We start from the raw sequence: 16,656 nt of genomic DNA on the forward strand, positions 1-16,656 counted from the left end.
CGCATCAACTGCCCCCCTCAAATCGCCCATTCCTCATCCGTCGTAAACACAATCGTCAGCCAGCGATCCGCACCCTCGCCGCCCAGCGCATCGCCGATCTCGTCGCGGATCGCATCCCATTCTTCCAGATGCCGGGGCGGCCAGTTTTTCGGGACGATGAAGAAGAGTTCGATCTGTCGGCCACGGCCGACGCGGGCGACATAGGAATAATGCGAGGCGAAGCCGAATTTCCCCACCGTCTCTGTCGCCACCCGATCCACATGCTGCTTGAATTCCAGCGGGGTGACCAGAAGAATGTCGGCGAGCGCCTGTTTCACATTGCCGAGCGGCATGGGGATGATGACGAGGCAGACCAGCGCGAGCACGGCGGGGTCGATATAGGGGGCGATCCACGCGTGGGTCGTTCCCGTGAGGCCATAACCAATGGCGAAGGCGACGAACAGCGCGATGCTTAAGAGCGCGCTCATCAGCCAGCTTTTGGCGTCCAGCGCCACGAAGGCGGATTTCAGCCGGCGGTTCTGCCTTTTGACGAACCATGCCATGGCAAGCGAGACGGCGAAGCTGAAGAAGGTGACGATGATGGCGTAGTCGAACTCGATCGATCTGCCGCCATCCATCAGGCTGTCGATGGCATTGATCAGCGCATAGATCGCAGCGCCCATCAGAAGTGTGCCGTTGAGGCCAAGCACCATCGGCTCCAGATGCCAGAAACCCATGGTGAAGCGCTCCGCCAGTCTGCCACCGGGGCGGGGCGCGGCGGAGGCCGCGATCAGCCGCGCCACCAGAAGCGCCAGCACCGTCATGAAGGCGTCGGTGAGCGCATAAACGCCATCGAACACCACCGCGAAAGAACCGGAGAACAGGCCCGCGCCAATGCCGAACGCGGCCAGCAGGACCGTGACGGCGATGGAAAACTTCAGCAGAGATTGTTCTGTCATGACGTGTATTTGACCTTCAAAATCGGACGCCACCTTCCTATAAACAGCACAGACACTCCTCACAAGACAGGACAAACCCCATGGATTTCGGCATTTCCGGCAAACGCGCCCTCGTTCTCGCCTCCTCTCGCGGCCTTGGGCTGGGCATTGCCACGGCGCTGGCCAAGGAAGGCGCAAACGTTCTTCTCGTCGGCAGAAGCGGCGAGAAGCTGGCTGCAAACTGCAAGGCGATCAATGCGCTCGGCAAAGGCAAGGCCGACTGGGTCTGGGGTGATCTTGCCGATGACAATTTCGTCGAGGCCATGGTTGAAGCCGTCAAGGACAAGCTCGGCGGCATCGATATTCTCGTCAACAATACCGGCGGCCCGACGCCGGGTCTCGCGCAGGAAATGACGACCGAGAAGCTCGACACCTTCTTCCAGTCGATGGTGCTGCGCGTCATCACGCTCACCAACGCGCTGTTGCCGCAGATGAAGGAACAGGGCTTTGGCCGCATCCTCACCGTCGCCTCATCCGGCGTGTTCGAACCGATCGCCAATCTGGCGCTCTCCAACACCCTGCGCGGCGCGCTGGTGGGCTGGAGCAAGACGCTGTCCAGCGAAGTGGCCGGTTTCGGCATCACCTCCAACCTGCTGCTGCCCGGCCGCATCCACACCGATCGCATCGACGAGCTGGATGGCGCCAACGCCAAACGTCTGGGCAAAAGCGTCGAGGAAATCCGTGAAGCTTCGGTCAAGACCATTCCGGCCGGTCGCCTCGGCACGGTGGAAGAGTTCGCCGCTGCCGGCGCTTTCCTCTGCTCGGTGCCCGCAAGTTATATCACCGGCACGATGCTCAGGGTAGATGGCGGCGCGGCGAAGTCGAACTGACAGCCGCCAACACATACACACGTCAGGAGACCGCTTCGTAGATCACGAAGCGGTTTCGGCCGGTATTCTTGGCTTCGTAAAGGGCCGTGTCGGCGCGGCGCAGAACGTCGCTGGCGCTTTCACCGGGATTGGCAAAAGCGATGCCGGCCGAACAGCTATAGCGGAAATCCGGCATATCCCCGAGCGGTGACGCATCAGCCAGCGACGACAGCAGCCCCTGCATGACAGCCTCGGCGCTATGCATCCGCGAACCGCCAAGGACCAGCAGGAACTCCTCTCCGCCGATCCGGCCGATGAGATCGTCGCGACCGACGCTCGCGGAAAGCCGCGCGGCGAAATCCTTGAGAACCAGATCGCCGCAGGCATGTCCGAAGCGATCATTCACCGCCTTGAAGTGATCAATATCCATGATGATGACAGCAAGCGCCTGCGCCTTGTTGGGGCCGAGCATGTGATTGAGGCTATCCATGGCATAACGGCGGTTGCCGAGACCGGTTAGTTCGTCGCTCAGCGCCGATTTCAACGCCCTGTCGCGCTCCTGCCGCAGATCGCGCAATTCGATGCCGAGTTCGGAAATATCGGTGATCACGCACAGCATCCAGCCGCCCGGCAACGTCGTTTCAGTCGTCAGCACCCAGCGCCCGTCATTGAGACTGGTCTCAATGGTGCGGAAGGGCAGCTTGCCGCGCCGCGTTCTGGCGGAACGCAGCCAGAGTTCGAAATCGGAGGTTTCGACGGCGGTGCCGGTGGAACTGCGATATCCGCTACGCATAAGGTCCACCCAACTCGGAAAACCAGCCGGGCCGATGCCGAGCGCCTTGCGAAACACCGTATTGGCGAAACGCAACTCGTCGCTGCCGTCAAAAAGCGCATAACCCTGCTGCGACGCTTCCATGAGGTTGAGAAGCTGCCGGTTGAAAACCGCGATCTCGCCCCGCACCGACTCGGGACAGTCCAACGGCACGTCTTCCAGGAGGGAATTGGTCATCTTGCGGGACATCAAAATTTCCGGGTTGGGAAGTCAACAGGTGAAACGCAATATAGGAACTTCGATTTATATTCTTCGAGAATAAAGTATTTAGTACATGTGGACCCGACCGTTGCCTTGCCACCTAATCTTCCGATTTGTACCATTATAACCGCAAACCCCTAAAGATATTGCAGAAAACTATCTGCATTCTTTCATGCTCGCATAAGCAAATCGTTTACCATCCGCTGCCCTATAGATGTTTCCCCAGCCCACTTCAGGCAAAGGGGACAGCCCCTCCGGCAGCGATCGGCCGAAAAACGGCGGCCGACGCTTGCCATTCCATCTGCCCTGTGCAATCAACCGCCCTCCTCTGACATCGGGACGCCAAAGGCATCCCTTATTTTCACGCCGGGCCACCCAAGGGCCGGGCGAATATTTCTTTCGGCGACAAGGATATGGCGATGACGCAAAAGCGGGCACTTGGCCTCGATTTCGGCACGACCAACACGGTCATGGCTCTTTCCAACGGTGACGGCGACAGCCGTTCCATGCGTTTCACCAGCAGCGCCGGTACGGATGACAGCATGCGCACGGCGCTTTCCTTCATGAAGGATGCAGGCCTTGGTGCGGCCGCGCTGCATGTGGAGGCGGGCCATGCCGCCATCCGGCAATTCATCGACAATGCTGGCGACTGTCGTTTCCTGCAGTCGATCAAGACATTTGCGGCCTCGCCGCTGTTTCAGGGCACACTGATCTTCGCCAAGCGCCAGAGCTTCGAGGATCTGATGGAGGTGTTCCTGCGCAAGCTGAAAACCTATGCGGGTGACGAATGGCCAGGCGACGTCTCGACCGTCATCGCCGGCCGGCCGGTGCGTTTCGCCGGGGGCAATCCGGACGAAGCGCTGGCGCTTGCCCGTTACAACGAGGCGCTGACGCGCGCCGGTTTTCCGGAAATCCACTATGTCTATGAGCCGGTGGCGGCCGCCTATTATTTCGCCCAGAGCCTGAAGAAGGACGCCAATGTGCTGGTAGCGGATTTCGGCGGCGGCACCACCGACTATTCGCTGATCCGTTTCGAGACCCATGCCGGCAAGCTTTCCGCCACCCCCATCGGCCATTCGGGCGTCGGCGTGGCGGGCGATCATTTCGACTTCCGCATGATCGACAATCTGGTCTCGCCGGAGATCGGCAAGGGCAGCAAGTTCAAGAGTTTCGACAAGGTGCTGGACGTACCATCCGGTTATTACGTGAATTTCGGCCGCTGGAACCAGCTGTCGATCTTCAAGACTTCTAAGGAATTCACCGCCCTTAAATCGCTGGTGCGCTCGGCGCTGGAGCCGGAAAAGCTCGAAATGTTCATCGATCTGGTGGACCATGATGAGGGTTACCCGCTCTATCAGGCGATTTCCGCCACCAAGATGGCGCTGTCTTCGGCTGAAGAAGCGGAGTTCAACTTCACGCCACTCGGCAAGGCCGGGCGCAAGATGGTGAAACGCAGCGACTTCAACGGATGGATCGCCGACGACCTCGCCAAGATCGAAGGGGCGCTGGACGAGGTTCTGGAAAAGACGCAGGTAGCCCCCGAAGCCATCGACAAGGTGTTCCTGACTGGCGGCACCTCCTTCGTGCCGGCGGTGCGGGAGCTTTTCACCCGTCGTTTCGACGCAGAGAAGATCGAAACCGGCGGCGAACTGCTGTCGATTGCCCACGGTCTGGCCATGATCGGCGAAAGCGGCGACATTCAGCGCTGGACAGCGTGATTTACGGGTTCCCCGGGCGGGGAACATGGGATAATTTCCACCCATGATCGCCGCCCACGACCTTTCTCCGGCCGAACTTGCCGCCCTCCTGCATTTCCATGCGGATGCGGGCGTGGACTGGCTGCTGGAAGACCAGCCGCTCGACCGTTTTGCCGAATTTGCCGCCGCCCGCCCTGCCCGGCCGATGCAGGGGCAGGAGACGGGCGCAGCCGTGCGCCAGTCCAGCCAGCGACCGATGGAACGCAGCGGCGATACGCCCCAGCACTCGCCGCAGCAGCAGCCGAAACGCCAGGCACCGGCCCGCGGCGCGCCTCCTGCCCCCGCCATTCAGCAGAATGTTGCCATGCCGGACGAACAGGCCGTGGCGGCAGCGCGTTTTGCAGCCGAAAGCGCAAGATCGCTTGCCGAGCTGAAAACCGCGCTTGAAGGGTTCAGCGGCTGCAATCTCAAGAACAGTGCCCGCAGCACGATTTTCACCCAAGGCGACCCCGCATCCCCTGTCATGATCCTCGGCCCCATGCCGGATGCCGATGACGACCGCGAGGGCCTGCCCTTCGCCGGCAAGACCGGGCTTCTGCTTGACCGGATGCTTGCAGCAATCGGCCTTGAACGCAGCACCATCATGCTTGGCAATGTCGTGCCGTGGCGGCCGCCGGGCAACCGCCCGCCAACTCAGGCGGAAATGGATATCTGCCGCCCCTTCATCGAGCGCCAGATCGCGCTGGCGGAGCCGAAACACCTGTTGCTTCTTGGCAACTTCACCGCACGTTTCTTCTTCGGCGGCACGGGAACGATCCATACGATGCGCGGACAGTGGCGTGATGTCGCAGCCGGGCACCTGGTTTTGCCGGCTCTGGCCAGCCTGCACCCGCAGGAACTTTTGAACGCGCCAGCCAGCAAGTCATTGGCATGGCAGGATTTATTGGCTTTTCAGGCCAAGGTTACGCAAGGCTGATTGCCTTATTATTGCTCAGTGTAAACGAATTATGAAAAAAGCCATGCGCAATTCGCATAACAGCGACGCATTTGGCTGGCTTGCCGAATCCATGCTGCGCTGCGATATACCGTCGTGTCTTGGGAGGAATTCGGTTTAAGGAACCAAGGCAATGACCACTCGCTTCCGTCCGGTGCATTCCGGCTTTGAAACGCTCCGTCTGGCGGGCCTCGGCCCACGCTCCAGTCAGGGTTACCATCGTTTCGGCGCTGCCGCTAACGAACAGATGACCGCACGCGCTGCCATGCAGCAGGTCCGCGTGACGCGTCCTTCGGCTGTCTTTGCGGATTTCCGCGAGCGCTGAGAGCACTCAGGCCAGTATAAAGCTGGTCCACATATATGATTGCGCGCTGGCGTCTTTCCTCGGGAAGGCGCCTTTTGCTTTTGTGGGTTTTGCTGAGAGAGACGGCGAGGTTATGAACCTTGCCAAATACTCTGACGTCATCCTTGGGCTTTTCGTAGTGTTGTCCGATTCAGATTTCTGCACGCTCATGACATCGAAATTGAGGGCGCAAGGGTAGCATTTTTCCTGCGACGTCATCCTCGGGCTTGACCCGAGGATCTAATCACCTCAACAAAATCAAAACGTTGGCAGATCCTCGGGACAAGCCCGAGGATGACGTCGAGAGAAGAAATATCCGTCGTCATCAACTTCAACGGAACACATCGGGGAACGGCAACTTCATCCCTGCGGCGTCGAGGCCTTGCGTGCCGCCCGTCTCGCCAGCCCCAGCTGATGCTCGCGGAAAATGATGAAGATGCCGGCCAGGATAACGATCGCCGTGCCGATCAGCATGGTGAGCGTAGGGATGTCTCCGAACAGCACGTAGGAGACCGCGATCCCGAAGATGATGGAGCTATATTCGAAGGGCGCGATGACGGAGACTTCCGCATGGCGGTAACTTTCGGTCAGAAAGATCTGCGCAATGCCGCCACAGATGCCGCTGGTGATCAACAGCACGGCCTGCGTCATGCTCAGCGCGCTCCAGCCGAAGGGCACGCTCACCAGCGACAGCAACGTGGCGGTGAGCGAAAAATAGAGCACGATGGTCGGCGTTTTTTCGGTATCGACCAGTTGCCGCACCTGGATCATCGCCAGCCCGCCAAGGGCTGCACCACACAGCACCGCAATCGCCCCCAGCCCCTCGCCGGCGGCAAAGCCGCCTTCGCGCAGAAGCGTCATTTTCGGCCATAAAATCACCAGCACGCCCATCATGCCGACGAAAACCGCACTCCAGCGATAGACGCGCACCTTCTCCCGCAGGATGAAAGCGGCGAAGACGACCGCCAGCAGCGGCGATGCGTAGCCAATGGCGATGAATTCCGGCAGCGGCAGCATGGTCAGCCCGTAAAAGCCGCAGGCCATGGACAGGATGCCGAGAAAGCCGCGCTTGAAATGACCGAGAAGATTGTTGGTGTGCAATGCGCTTGGCAGCGCATGCAGCCAGGCGAGATAGACGACAATCGGGATAATGGCGAAAGCGGAACGAAAGAAGGTGATCTGGCCGGCCGGCACATCGGGACCGGCGGCCTTGATACAGGTCTGCATGACAAGAAAAAAGCCAACCGAAATCAGCTTCATGCTGATCCCGCGGGAGGGATTGGTCGGTTCGGCGTTCATTGGCAGTTACTCATATCGGCTGCGCAAACACGCCATCGGTAAATTTTCATGCGGGGAGGACGACGCAGGGGAATTGGATTTGCGCAAGGCTAGAACATTCCTTCCGGCCTTTACATCAAAAAATGTTATTCACCCATGAATTCGGTTGATCTGGCAAGAGATTGCTCCCGCGGCTGATGCCTTCCCGTCGGTCACTCCGGCCTCGAGCCGGGGAAGAATCAGACTAAAACCAAAACCCGCTAAAATTTGAAGAAAATAAAATACAATTTCAGCAATCGTTCAACATTTGCTGCGATGGTCCATGGGTCCGGCGGCGGGAGGATCGTCTGCATGACCGGTAAAGCCTTTTATGGCGGGACAGAATGTCCTCCGATGCGCACATGAATGTGACGAATACTCCACCTATTTTACATCCCGGCCTTATGACGACATGATGGCGGGAAGACCACGCTAAGTTATTCAGGAACAGTCATGCGAACAGACACGGGCCAGATCGTTCACCTGGCAGATTACCGCCCCACCGATTTCGTTCTGGAGCGGGTGGATCTCACCTTCGAACTCGACCCCAAGCATACCAAGGTCGAAGCCCGTTTGATCTTTCACCGGCGCGAAGGCGTCGACCCACAGGCACCGCTTGTTCTTGATGGCGACGAGCTGGCGCTTTCGGGCCTGCTGCTCGATCAGGTCGAGATCCCTGCCAGCCAATATGACGCGACGCCCGACAGCCTGACCATCCGTGATCTGCCGGCGGAAACGCCCTTCGAGATTTGCGTCACCAATTACATCAATCCGCAGGTCAATACGCAGCTGATGGGGCTTTATCGCACCAATGGCGTTTATTGCACCCAATGCGAGGCGGAAGGTTTCCGCCGTATCACCTATTTCCCCGACCGTCCCGATGTTCTGGCGCCCTATACGGTGACGATCATCGCGGCGAAGGAAGGCAATCCGCTGCTCTTGTCGAACGGCAATTTCCTCGGCGGTGGCAATTACGATGAAGGCCGGCACTTCGCCGCCTGGTTCGACCCGCATCCGAAACCCAGCTATCTCTTCGCACTCGTCGCCGGCGATCTCGGCGTGGTGGAAGATACCTTCACCACCATGTCCGGCCGCGACGTGGCGCTGAAGATTTGTGTCGAGCACGGCAAGGAGCCGCGTGCGGCCTATGCCATGAACGCGCTGAAGCGTTCGATGAAATGGGACGAAGAACGTTTCGGGCGCGAATACGACCTCGATATCTTCATGATCGTCGCCGTCTCCGATTTCAACATGGGAGCGATGGAGAACAAGGGTCTCAACGTCTTCAACGATAAATTCGTGCTGGCCGACCCGGAAACCGCCTCCGACGCGGACTACGCCAATATCGAACGCATCATCGCGCATGAGTATTTCCACAACTGGACCGGCAATCGCATCACCTGCCGCGACTGGTTCCAGCTGTGCCTGAAAGAAGGCCTGACGGTCTATCGCGATCAGGAATTTTCCGCCGACATGCGCTCGCGCCCGGTCAAGCGCATCGCCGATGTACGCCACCTGAAATCGGAGCAGTTTCCGGAGGATTCCGGTCCGCTGGCGCATCCGCCACGCCCCGATACCTATCGCGAAATCAACAATTTCTACACAACGACCGTTTATGAAAAGGGCGCCGAAGTCACCCGCATGATCGCCACGATCCTCGGTGCTGACGATTTCAAGAAGGGCATGGACCTTTATTTCGAACGTCATGACGGCGAAGCCGCGACGGTTGAAGATTTCGTCAAGAGCTTTGCCGATGCCAGCGGCCGCGATCTGTCGCAGTTTTCGCTGTGGTATACCGAGGCTGGCACGCCGCTGGTCTCCGTCTCTTCCGCTTATGATGCCGGCAAGGCCATGTTCAGCCTGACGCTGGAACAGACCGTGGCGCCGACACCCGGACAGCCGGTAAAACAGCCGCGGCACATTCCGCTGTCGCTGGCGCTGATTCTCGACAATGGTCAGATCGCCGAGCCGCAGACAGTCTCCGGCGGCGAATATCGGGATGGTGTACTGCAACTGACCGAGCGCAACCAGACCTTCTCCTTCTCCGGCATTTCGTCGCGGCCCGTGCTGTCGATCAACCGTAGCTTCTCGGCACCGGTCAATCTGCATTTCGAGCAGAATGCCGCCGATCTGGTGCAGATCGCCCGGCACGAGACGGATATGTTTGCCCGTTTTCAGGCGCTGACCGATCTCGCCTTGCCGGCACTGATTGCCGCCACCAAAGCCGTGCAGAACGGCGCTGAAGTGCGCACAGACGCCGAACTCATCGCAACGCTCATTGAAATCGTCGGCGATTCTTCGCTCGAGCCCGCTTTCCGCGCACAGGCGCTGGCGCTGCCAAGCGAAACGGATATCGCCCGCGAACTGGGTGGCAATACCGATCCGGACGCCATTCACAAGGCGCGCAACGCCACCATAAAGGCGATCGCAACAGCCGGGCTTGAAACCTTCAGGCAGCTTGCGGAAGGAGCGGGTAACGGCGAGGCCTACAGCCCGGATGCGGACAGTGCCGGACGACGCTCGCTGCGCAACGGCGCGCTCAGCTTCCTTGCCTTTGCCGAGGAAACCCCTGCCCGTGCGGCAAAAGCCTATGCCGACGCCACCAACATGACCGATCTCGCCCATGCGCTCAGCGTATTGACCCAGCGTTTCCCCGACAGTGCCGAGACGAAAGAAGCGCTTACCGCCTTCGAAACGCGCTTCGCCGACAATGCGCTTGTTCTCGACAAGTGGTTCTCGCTGCAGGCCGCCATTCCCGGCGACGGGGCGCTTGATCGCATCAAGGCGCTGATGAAATCGAAACATTTCATCGCCACCAATCCGAACCGGGTTCGCTCGCTGGTGGGCACGCTCGCCTTCGCCAACCCGACCGGCTTCCACCGTGCCGATGGCGCGGCCTATCGGTTTCTGGCGGAACAGATCATCGCCATCGACAAACGCAACCCGCAGCTTGCCGCGCGCATTCTCACCTCCATGCGTTCATGGCGGTCTCTGGAGGCGAGCCGCGCCGAACACGCCAGGGCGGCACTTTCGACGATTGCTGACGCCAACGGCCTGTCCACGGATGTGAGCGACATTGTCGGGCGCATCCTGAAGGGCTAACCCAAACTTCCGCTTTGCCACCATTTCGAACATGCCGATACGCCGTCTTGATATCCATCAAGGCGGCGTAACGCATTGCGCAACATGATGATCTCAAGGGGTCAAAACCGGCCCGGCAGCAGGAAGGAATTGCAGATGACCGACATGTCCAGGGCCAGCGCTTCGTTTCAGCGCTTCATGACGGACGCTCCCGCCCACAGTGCGGCATGGCTTCACGCCGTCCAGAAACTGGGTGTGGCATCCACGCTTGATGTGAAGACCCAGAGCCTGATCTATATCGGCATTCTGGCCGCCCTGCGCCTTGAAAGCGGCATCGCCTTTCATGTCATGGAAGCCAAGGCGCGTGGTGCAAGCCGCGACGATATCATCAGCGCGGTGCTGACCGGTCTGCCGGCCGCCGGAAACGGCGTCGTCAGCGCGCTTGGCCCCGCTCTCGACGCCTTCGACGGCGTCTGAAAGCCGCTTCCCCCGCCTCCCGCGACAGCCGGCACTGGAGTGCCGGATCACTGATTTCGCTCATAATTCCCGACTTCGACGGGGCCGGGCGAAACCGTCCCGAAAAAATACGGAGTCGGTTCAAGGGGTTAAAATTCTTTTAACTTTTGCCTCTGGACAGGGCGAATCGCATTTGATTCACTAGCCATATTCGAGCGGCGGCGCTTCGAATCAGGGGACATCACAAAGGCGGGACAATGACGAACGTGCGGCGGGCGACTGCGGGCGATGAGCGGCCGTATGCCAAATTTTCTGATCTTGCGGCCTGGGGCGAGAAGCTCTCCAGCGACCTGATGGGTTTGATGAATGGCTCCGACCGCCCGGCGCCGCAGGTCGAGACGCTGCTGAAGCGGCTCATCCCCATTCTCATCCTCGCCTTTCTGGTCGTTGTTGCAGCCTCGCGCATGCTCGGCATCGTTGCCGAATACAGCCGCATGGAAGAGGCCGCCCGCCACTCCACCGCACTCACCGCGCTCACCGCCAAGGCGGCCCTCGTCAACAACGGCACCGTCTTCACCTCGCAGGATCGCGCCCGGGCCGAGGCAAGCCTTGTCGCAGCATTGCCATCGGGCAGCCTTGCCGACGGCACCATGGTGCTGCTCTCCGGCAGCAATGGCCGGATTTTTGCCGGCGCCGGCAAGGAAGCGATGCTCTATATCGGCACGTCGCTTCCCGCCTTGCTTCCGGAAATCGCCATCGTACAGCGTTTTCCCGGCTCCCCCGGCACCATCGAGACCAATATCGACGGCCAACAGCATTATGCGACGATGATACCCTTCGGCGACGACGGCGCGATGGTGATTGCGGCGCGCTCGCTGCAGCCGATACGCTCCTTCTGGCGCAGCGAAATCGCCATGAATGTCACGCTGTTTGCCGGCATCTCCTCGATCCTGCTCGTGGTGCTTTACGCCTACTACATGCAGGTGAAGCGCGCCCGCGACGCCGACGACATCTTCGCCGAATCCAACCTGCGGGTGGAAACGGCATTGTCGCGTGGCCGCTGCGGATTGTGGGATTTCGATCTTTCCTCGCGCCGCATGTTCTGGTCCGGCTCGCTTTACGAAATTCTGGGCATGCCGCCCAAAGCTGCACCACTGTCCTTTTCCGATGCTGCCCGGATGATGCATTCGGAAGACGGCAATCTCTACGAGCTTGCCCGTGCCGTCGGCTGCGGCAACCTGCGCCAGATCGACCAGATTTTCCGCATGCGCCACGCCAAGGGCCACTATGTCTGGCTGCGCGCCCGCGCCCAGGTCATTCGCACCAATAACGGCCCGCGCGTCATCGGCATCGCCATGGACGTCACCGAACAGCACCGCCTCGCCCAGCGTTACGCCGAGGCCGACCAGCGCCTTGCAGATGCGATCGAATCCACCTCGGAAGCCTTCGTGCTTTGGGACAAGAACGACCGTCTGGTGATGTGCAACACCCATTACCAGAAGGCTTATGGCCTGCCGGACAGCGTGCTGGTGGCCGGCACCGAAAAAAGCACCGTGCATGCGGCGGCGGCCCGCCCCGTGGTAGAGCGTCGCGTGGCCGATGCCGACCAGTCCGGTCTGTCGCGCACCACGGAAGTGCAGCTGGCCGACGAGCGCTGGCTGCAGATCAACGAACGCCGCACCCATGATGGCGGCCTTGTTTCCGTTGGCACCGATATCTCGCTGCTCAAGCGCCATCAGGAACGGCTGCGCGATTCCGAACGCCGGCTGATGGCGACCATCGGCGACCTGTCCGCCTCCCAGCACAAGCTGGAGCGGCAGAAGACGGAGCTTTCCGACGCCAATGCCAATTACCTCGCCGAAAAAGAGCGCGCTCTGGCCGCCAACAGGGCGAAATCCGAATTCCTGGCCAATATGAGCCATGAGTTGCGCACGCCGCTCAACGCCATTCTCGGTTTTTCCGAAATCCTGCAGAACGAAATGTTCGGGCCGGTCGGTTCGCCGAAATATTCTGAGTATGCCCGCGATATCCATGACAGCGGCAAGCACTTGCTCAATGTCATCAACGATATTCTCGACATGTCGAAGATCGAGGCGGGCCATATGCGCATCAACCGCGAGACCATCGATCTCGCACCACTGATCGAGGAAACGCTGCGTCTGACCGCCATTCAGGCCGAACAGAAGAACATCACCGTGCAGCAGAAGGTCTGCGCCGGACTGACCATGCAGGGCGACCGCCGCGCCATGAAGCAGATCATGCTCAACCTTCTGTCAAACGCCGTAAAATTCACCGGCGATGGCGGCCGCATCGCGCTGCGCACCCATGTGCATGAAGCCGCGATGATCCTCACCATCGCCGATACCGGCATCGGTATTCCAAGTCAGGCGCTGGAAAAGATCGGCCAGCCCTTTGAACAAGTGCAGAGCCAATATGCCAAAAGCCAGGGCGGCTCTGGTCTCGGGCTTGCGATTTCCCGCTCGCTTGTGAAGCTGCATGGGGGGACGATGAAGATACGCTCCTGCGAGGGCCGGGGTACGGTGGTGACGATTATTATTCCGCATGCGGCGGGGCATTGTGGGACGGTGCATTGAGGGGATGTTGGGCGGAGCTTGCCACCTTGCAATAGGTTGCGGTTGTGCTCGCGATACCCCCCTCTGCCCTGCCGGGCATCTCCCCCTCAAGGGGGGAGATCGATATGCGGCACTCTTCAGCCCATCTCCAACGTTGCGAATGAGCGAGCGTTAGCTCCCAGCTGATCTCCCCCCTTGAGGGGGAGATGCCCGGCAGGGCAGAGGGGGGTGAAGCCTCACCCACCAACCCTTACCCCCCATTCTTCACCACCCCCACAAAAACCTTCCGCACCACCTTCGACAGCCGCTTCACCTCCCCCTCCAGCGTCGCGATGTCAGGGCAATCCCCCGCCCGGCAGACGAGGTCGATCAATCCAGCCGGCGCTTCCTTCGGATTGAAGGTGCCGTCGATACACAGCCGCACGATCTGCGATATCTCGGTATAAACGCCCATCGCCGCCATGCAGTCGTCGAACGCTTGCGGCTCCATCACGGGCGCGGCCAGCACCTGCAGCGCCTCAGCCGTGTTGCGGCCAGATTCATGCGCGGCAAGGCCTTTTACGGGGCCGACCAGCGCCAGGTATTGGGTGATGAATTCCAGATCAACCAAACCGCCATTGATAAGCTTGAAGTCCCAGATGTTCTCCGGTGGCTTCTCCTGCTCGATGAGGTTTCGCATCTCCAGCACATCGGCCGAAACCTTGGCCACATCGCGTTTCTTTGACAGCACCGAAGCGATGATGCTGCTTGCATCTTCCATCAGTGAGGCTTCGCCGCAGATCAGCCGGGCGCGGGAAAGCGCCATGTGCTCCCAGGTCCAGGCTTCCTCGCGCTGGTATTTCTCGAAGGCGGAAATACGCGTCGCCACCGGCCCCTTGTTGCCGGAAGGGCGAAGCCGCATGTCCACCTCGTAAAGCACGCCTTCCGCCGTTGGCGCAGACAGTGCCGCGATCAGCCTTTGCGTGACGCGGGTGAAATAGCGCACCACATCGAGCGGCTTTGCACCGGTGGATTCCTGGGCGGCATCGTCATAATCGTAAAGCAGGATGAGATCGACATCCGAACCGGCGGTGAGTTCGAAGGAGCCGAGTTTGCCCATGCCCATGACGGCGACACGGCCGCCGGGATAAGGTCCATGCGCCGCTTCCATTTCCGCCAGCACGGCATTCAGTGCTGCCTCTATCACCAGATCGGCAAGATGGGTGAAAGCGCGGGCGGCGACCTCGCCACGGATCGCGCCGGTCAAAAGCCGAACACCGATCAGGAACCGCTGTTCGGCGGCGAAAATGCGCAGCCGGTCGAGAATATCCTCGTAATGGCGGGCATTGGAGAGGAAATTGCCCATACGATGGGCGAGATATTCGCGCGTCGGCACGTCGCTCATCAGCGCCGGGTCCAGCATGCCGTCGAAGACATGCGGGCGGGCGGCGATGATTTCGGCAAGACGCGGGGCCGACGACATGATCGTTACCAAGAGCGACAGAAGCGCCGGATTGTTGCCGAGCAGTGAAAACAGCTGGATGCCCGCCGGCAGGCCGGAGAGGAAATTGTCGAAGCGCAGCAGCGCCTCATCCGCCCGCTTGCTTTCGCCGAAGGCGCGCAGCAGGTCCGGCGTCAACTCCGTCAGCCGCTCACGCGCCTCTACCGATTGCGTCGCCCGGTAGCGGCCATTGTGCCAGGTGCGGATGACGCGGGAAATATCCTCAGGCCGCTCGAAGCCCAGCGTGGAGAGCGTCTTTAACGTATCGGGATCGTCCTTCTGGCCGGTGAAGACCAGATTGCCGGTCTCGCCCGACAACTTCGTCTCCTGCTCGAACAGCGCCGAATAACGCCGCTCCACCAACCGCAGCACCTCTTCCAGCTTCCCGGAAAAGGCCTTGGTATCGGCAAAACCGAGCATGAAGGCGATGCGCTTCAATTCCGTTTCAGTGTCCGGCAGCACATGGGTCTGCTCGTCGCGCACCATCTGGATGCGATGCTCCACTTCGCGCAGGAACCAGTAGGCCTCAGTCAGGCTGTCACGCGTCTCGGCATCGATCCATTTCGCTTCCGTCAGCGCCGCCAGCGCCTCCTCCGTTGCGCGGACCCTGAGCGGCGGCATGCGGCCGCCGGCAATCAGCTGCTGCGTCTGCGCGAAAAATTCGATTTCGCGGATACCGCCGCGCCCGAGCTTGACGTTATGGCCCTTCACCGCAATGGCACCGTGGCCCTTATGCGCATGGATTTGCCGCTTGATGGAGTGGATATCGGCAATCGCCGCGTAATCGAGATATTTGCGGAAGATGAAGGGCGTCAGCTCACGCAGGAAGTTTTCACCCGCCTTGATGTCGCCCGCCACCGGCCGCGCCTTGATATAGGCGGCACGTTCCCAGTTCTGGCCCCTGCCCTCGTAATAAAGCAGCGCCGCTTCCACGGGAATCGCGAGCGGCGTCGAGCCGGGGTCGGGCCGCAGCCTGAGATCGGTGCGGAAGACATAACCATCCGCCGTGCGCTCCTGCATGATACGCACAAGACGGCGCATCATGCGTCCGAAATTCTCCGTTGCATCATAGGGGTCGTCGATGATGCCAGCCGTTGGTTCGAAGAACACGACCGCATCGATATCGGAAGAATAGTTGAGTTCGCGCGCGCCGAGCTTGCCCATGCCGAGAACGATCAGGCCGGAACCCTCGCTCGGCGCAGCGACGTTCTTCAGTTTCAGCTTGCCGCTTTCATGCGCGGAAAGCAGCAGGTGATCAATGGCGGCGGAGAGCGATGCATCCGCCATCTCGCTCAGCCAGCGCGTGGTATCGCGGGCGGTGAAGATGCGTGCCAGATCGGCAAGGGCTGCCACGAAGGAGAGCCGCCGCTTGGCTACTCTCAACCGCGACATCACCTCGTTTTCGACGGGGACGCCGCCCTCTTGTCCAGGCTTCCAGCAATCGCGCGCGTCACGGATGAGATCGGTCAGCAACGGTGTGAGCGGCTTCGAAATCGCCAGTGTCAGCAGCCCCTCATCCGCTGAGGCCATGTCACGCAGATAGGGCGACAGGGTGAACGCTGCAGCGATAAAATCCTTCAGCGGGCTTTCGTCCGCCAGCAGCGCGGCCACCGCCGGCTCAACCTTGCCGATGTCCTTCAGCGTCGAAAGAACGGATTTCAGTTCCGTCTGCGTATAGGGGCGGATCACGCCCGGCAGAACCTCGCTCAGCCGCCTTTTGGCGTTTTGGGGTTTCGTCACCGTCTCTCTCCCTCTTGCCGCTTTCGCATCCGCACTCTTCTGCCTGCAGCTTTTTCAGGGACGGGCCGCTCCCCGCAAACCGTCCCGCCGCCGTCCTCTGCCGAAGCGTTTGGACGCATAGACTTGGCGTTGTAACAAATGCGAGGCGCTTTGCGA

Annotated in this window: 11 protein-coding genes; 7 read left to right on the forward strand and 4 right to left on the reverse strand. The window is 60.4% G+C overall.

The window, feature by feature from the left end; all coding sequences use genetic code 11:
* Nucleotides 1-17: 17 nt before the first annotated feature.
* Nucleotides 18-938 carry a cation diffusion facilitator family transporter gene (locus FCH38_RS03490; RefSeq protein ID WP_153513443.1) on the reverse strand — a complete coding sequence of 307 codons (921 nt, stop codon included), beginning with the start codon at nucleotides 936-938 and terminating at the stop codon, nucleotides 18-20.
* An 80-nt stretch (nucleotides 939-1,018) separates the two neighbouring features.
* Between FCH38_RS03490 and FCH38_RS03495 the strand changes: the two genes are divergently transcribed.
* A complete protein-coding gene (locus tag FCH38_RS03495; RefSeq protein ID WP_174372833.1) occupies nucleotides 1,019-1,807 on the forward strand; it encodes an SDR family oxidoreductase in 789 nt (262 codons plus the stop codon).
* Between the two features lie 22 nt (nucleotides 1,808-1,829).
* Here FCH38_RS03495 and FCH38_RS03500 read toward each other — a convergent pair whose 3' ends face one another.
* Entirely contained in the window at nucleotides 1,830-2,807 is a 978-nt protein-coding gene (locus tag FCH38_RS03500; protein ID WP_174372834.1) for a GGDEF domain-containing protein, read from the reverse strand.
* Between the two features lie 431 nt (nucleotides 2,808-3,238).
* Between FCH38_RS03500 and FCH38_RS03505 the strand changes: the two genes are divergently transcribed.
* The 3 genes from FCH38_RS03505 (at nucleotide 3,239) to FCH38_RS03515 (ending at nucleotide 5,835) form a co-directional block, all read left to right on the forward strand.
* Nucleotides 3,239-4,537, forward strand: coding sequence for an Hsp70 family protein (locus tag FCH38_RS03505; protein ID WP_174372835.1), 1,299 nt, complete (start codon nucleotides 3,239-3,241; stop codon nucleotides 4,535-4,537).
* A 43-nt stretch (nucleotides 4,538-4,580) separates the two neighbouring features.
* Nucleotides 4,581-5,492, forward strand: a complete 912-nt coding sequence (locus tag FCH38_RS03510) for a uracil-DNA glycosylase (RefSeq protein ID WP_174372836.1) — start codon at nucleotides 4,581-4,583, stop codon at nucleotides 5,490-5,492.
* 151 nt (nucleotides 5,493-5,643) lie between these two features.
* Nucleotides 5,644-5,835 carry a hypothetical protein gene (locus FCH38_RS03515; protein ID WP_003509784.1) on the forward strand — a complete coding sequence of 64 codons (192 nt, stop codon included), beginning with the start codon at nucleotides 5,644-5,646 and terminating at the stop codon, nucleotides 5,833-5,835.
* 378 nt (nucleotides 5,836-6,213) lie between these two features.
* Here the strand turns inward: FCH38_RS03515 and FCH38_RS03520 are convergent, their stop codons facing one another.
* On the reverse strand, nucleotides 6,214-7,152 hold the full coding sequence (locus FCH38_RS03520) for a DMT family transporter (RefSeq protein WP_174372837.1): 939 nt from the start codon (nucleotides 7,150-7,152) through the stop codon (nucleotides 6,214-6,216).
* Between the two features lie 471 nt (nucleotides 7,153-7,623).
* On the opposite strand from FCH38_RS03520, the gene pepN reads away from it, so the two are divergent.
* The 3 genes from pepN (at nucleotide 7,624) to FCH38_RS03535 (ending at nucleotide 13,301) form a co-directional block, all read left to right on the forward strand.
* On the forward strand, nucleotides 7,624-10,272 hold the full coding sequence (pepN, locus tag FCH38_RS03525; RefSeq protein WP_174372838.1) for an aminopeptidase N: 2,649 nt from the start codon (nucleotides 7,624-7,626) through the stop codon (nucleotides 10,270-10,272).
* Nucleotides 10,273-10,407: 135 nt separating this feature from the next.
* Nucleotides 10,408-10,728, forward strand: a complete 321-nt coding sequence (locus FCH38_RS03530) for a carboxymuconolactone decarboxylase family protein (RefSeq protein WP_174372839.1) — start codon at nucleotides 10,408-10,410, stop codon at nucleotides 10,726-10,728.
* A 236-nt stretch (nucleotides 10,729-10,964) separates the two neighbouring features.
* Nucleotides 10,965-13,301 (forward strand): PAS domain-containing sensor histidine kinase, encoded by a 2,337-nt coding sequence (locus FCH38_RS03535; RefSeq protein WP_174372840.1) that lies wholly within the window; start codon nucleotides 10,965-10,967, stop codon nucleotides 13,299-13,301.
* Nucleotides 13,302-13,530: 229 nt separating this feature from the next.
* Here the strand turns inward: FCH38_RS03535 and FCH38_RS03540 are convergent, their stop codons facing one another.
* A complete protein-coding gene (locus FCH38_RS03540) occupies nucleotides 13,531-16,500 on the reverse strand; it encodes a bifunctional [glutamine synthetase] adenylyltransferase/[glutamine synthetase]-adenylyl-L-tyrosine phosphorylase (protein WP_174372841.1) in 2,970 nt (989 codons plus the stop codon).
* Nucleotides 16,501-16,656: the final 156 nt, after the last annotated feature.

The sequence above is a fragment of the Agrobacterium tumefaciens genome, from assembly GCF_013337285.1.
Lineage (GTDB): Bacteria > Pseudomonadota > Alphaproteobacteria > Rhizobiales > Rhizobiaceae > Agrobacterium > Agrobacterium burrii.

Coding starts and splice junctions, on each gene's coding strand:
- FCH38_RS03490 (WP_153513443.1), bottom strand. CDS start 938: ATGACAGAACAATCTCTGCTGAAGTTTTCCATCGCCGTCACGGTCCTG.
- FCH38_RS03495 (WP_174372833.1), top strand. CDS start 1,019: ATGGATTTCGGCATTTCCGGCAAACGCGCCCTCGTTCTCGCCTCCTCT.
- FCH38_RS03500 (WP_174372834.1), bottom strand. CDS start 2,807: ATGTCCCGCAAGATGACCAATTCCCTCCTGGAAGACGTGCCGTTGGAC.
- FCH38_RS03505 (WP_174372835.1), top strand. CDS start 3,239: ATGACGCAAAAGCGGGCACTTGGCCTCGATTTCGGCACGACCAACACG.
- FCH38_RS03510 (WP_174372836.1), top strand. CDS start 4,581: ATGATCGCCGCCCACGACCTTTCTCCGGCCGAACTTGCCGCCCTCCTG.
- FCH38_RS03515 (WP_003509784.1), top strand. CDS start 5,644: ATGACCACTCGCTTCCGTCCGGTGCATTCCGGCTTTGAAACGCTCCGT.
- FCH38_RS03520 (WP_174372837.1), bottom strand. CDS start 7,152: ATGAACGCCGAACCGACCAATCCCTCCCGCGGGATCAGCATGAAGCTG.
- pepN (WP_174372838.1), top strand. CDS start 7,624: ATGCGAACAGACACGGGCCAGATCGTTCACCTGGCAGATTACCGCCCC.
- FCH38_RS03530 (WP_174372839.1), top strand. CDS start 10,408: ATGACCGACATGTCCAGGGCCAGCGCTTCGTTTCAGCGCTTCATGACG.
- FCH38_RS03535 (WP_174372840.1), top strand. CDS start 10,965: ATGACGAACGTGCGGCGGGCGACTGCGGGCGATGAGCGGCCGTATGCC.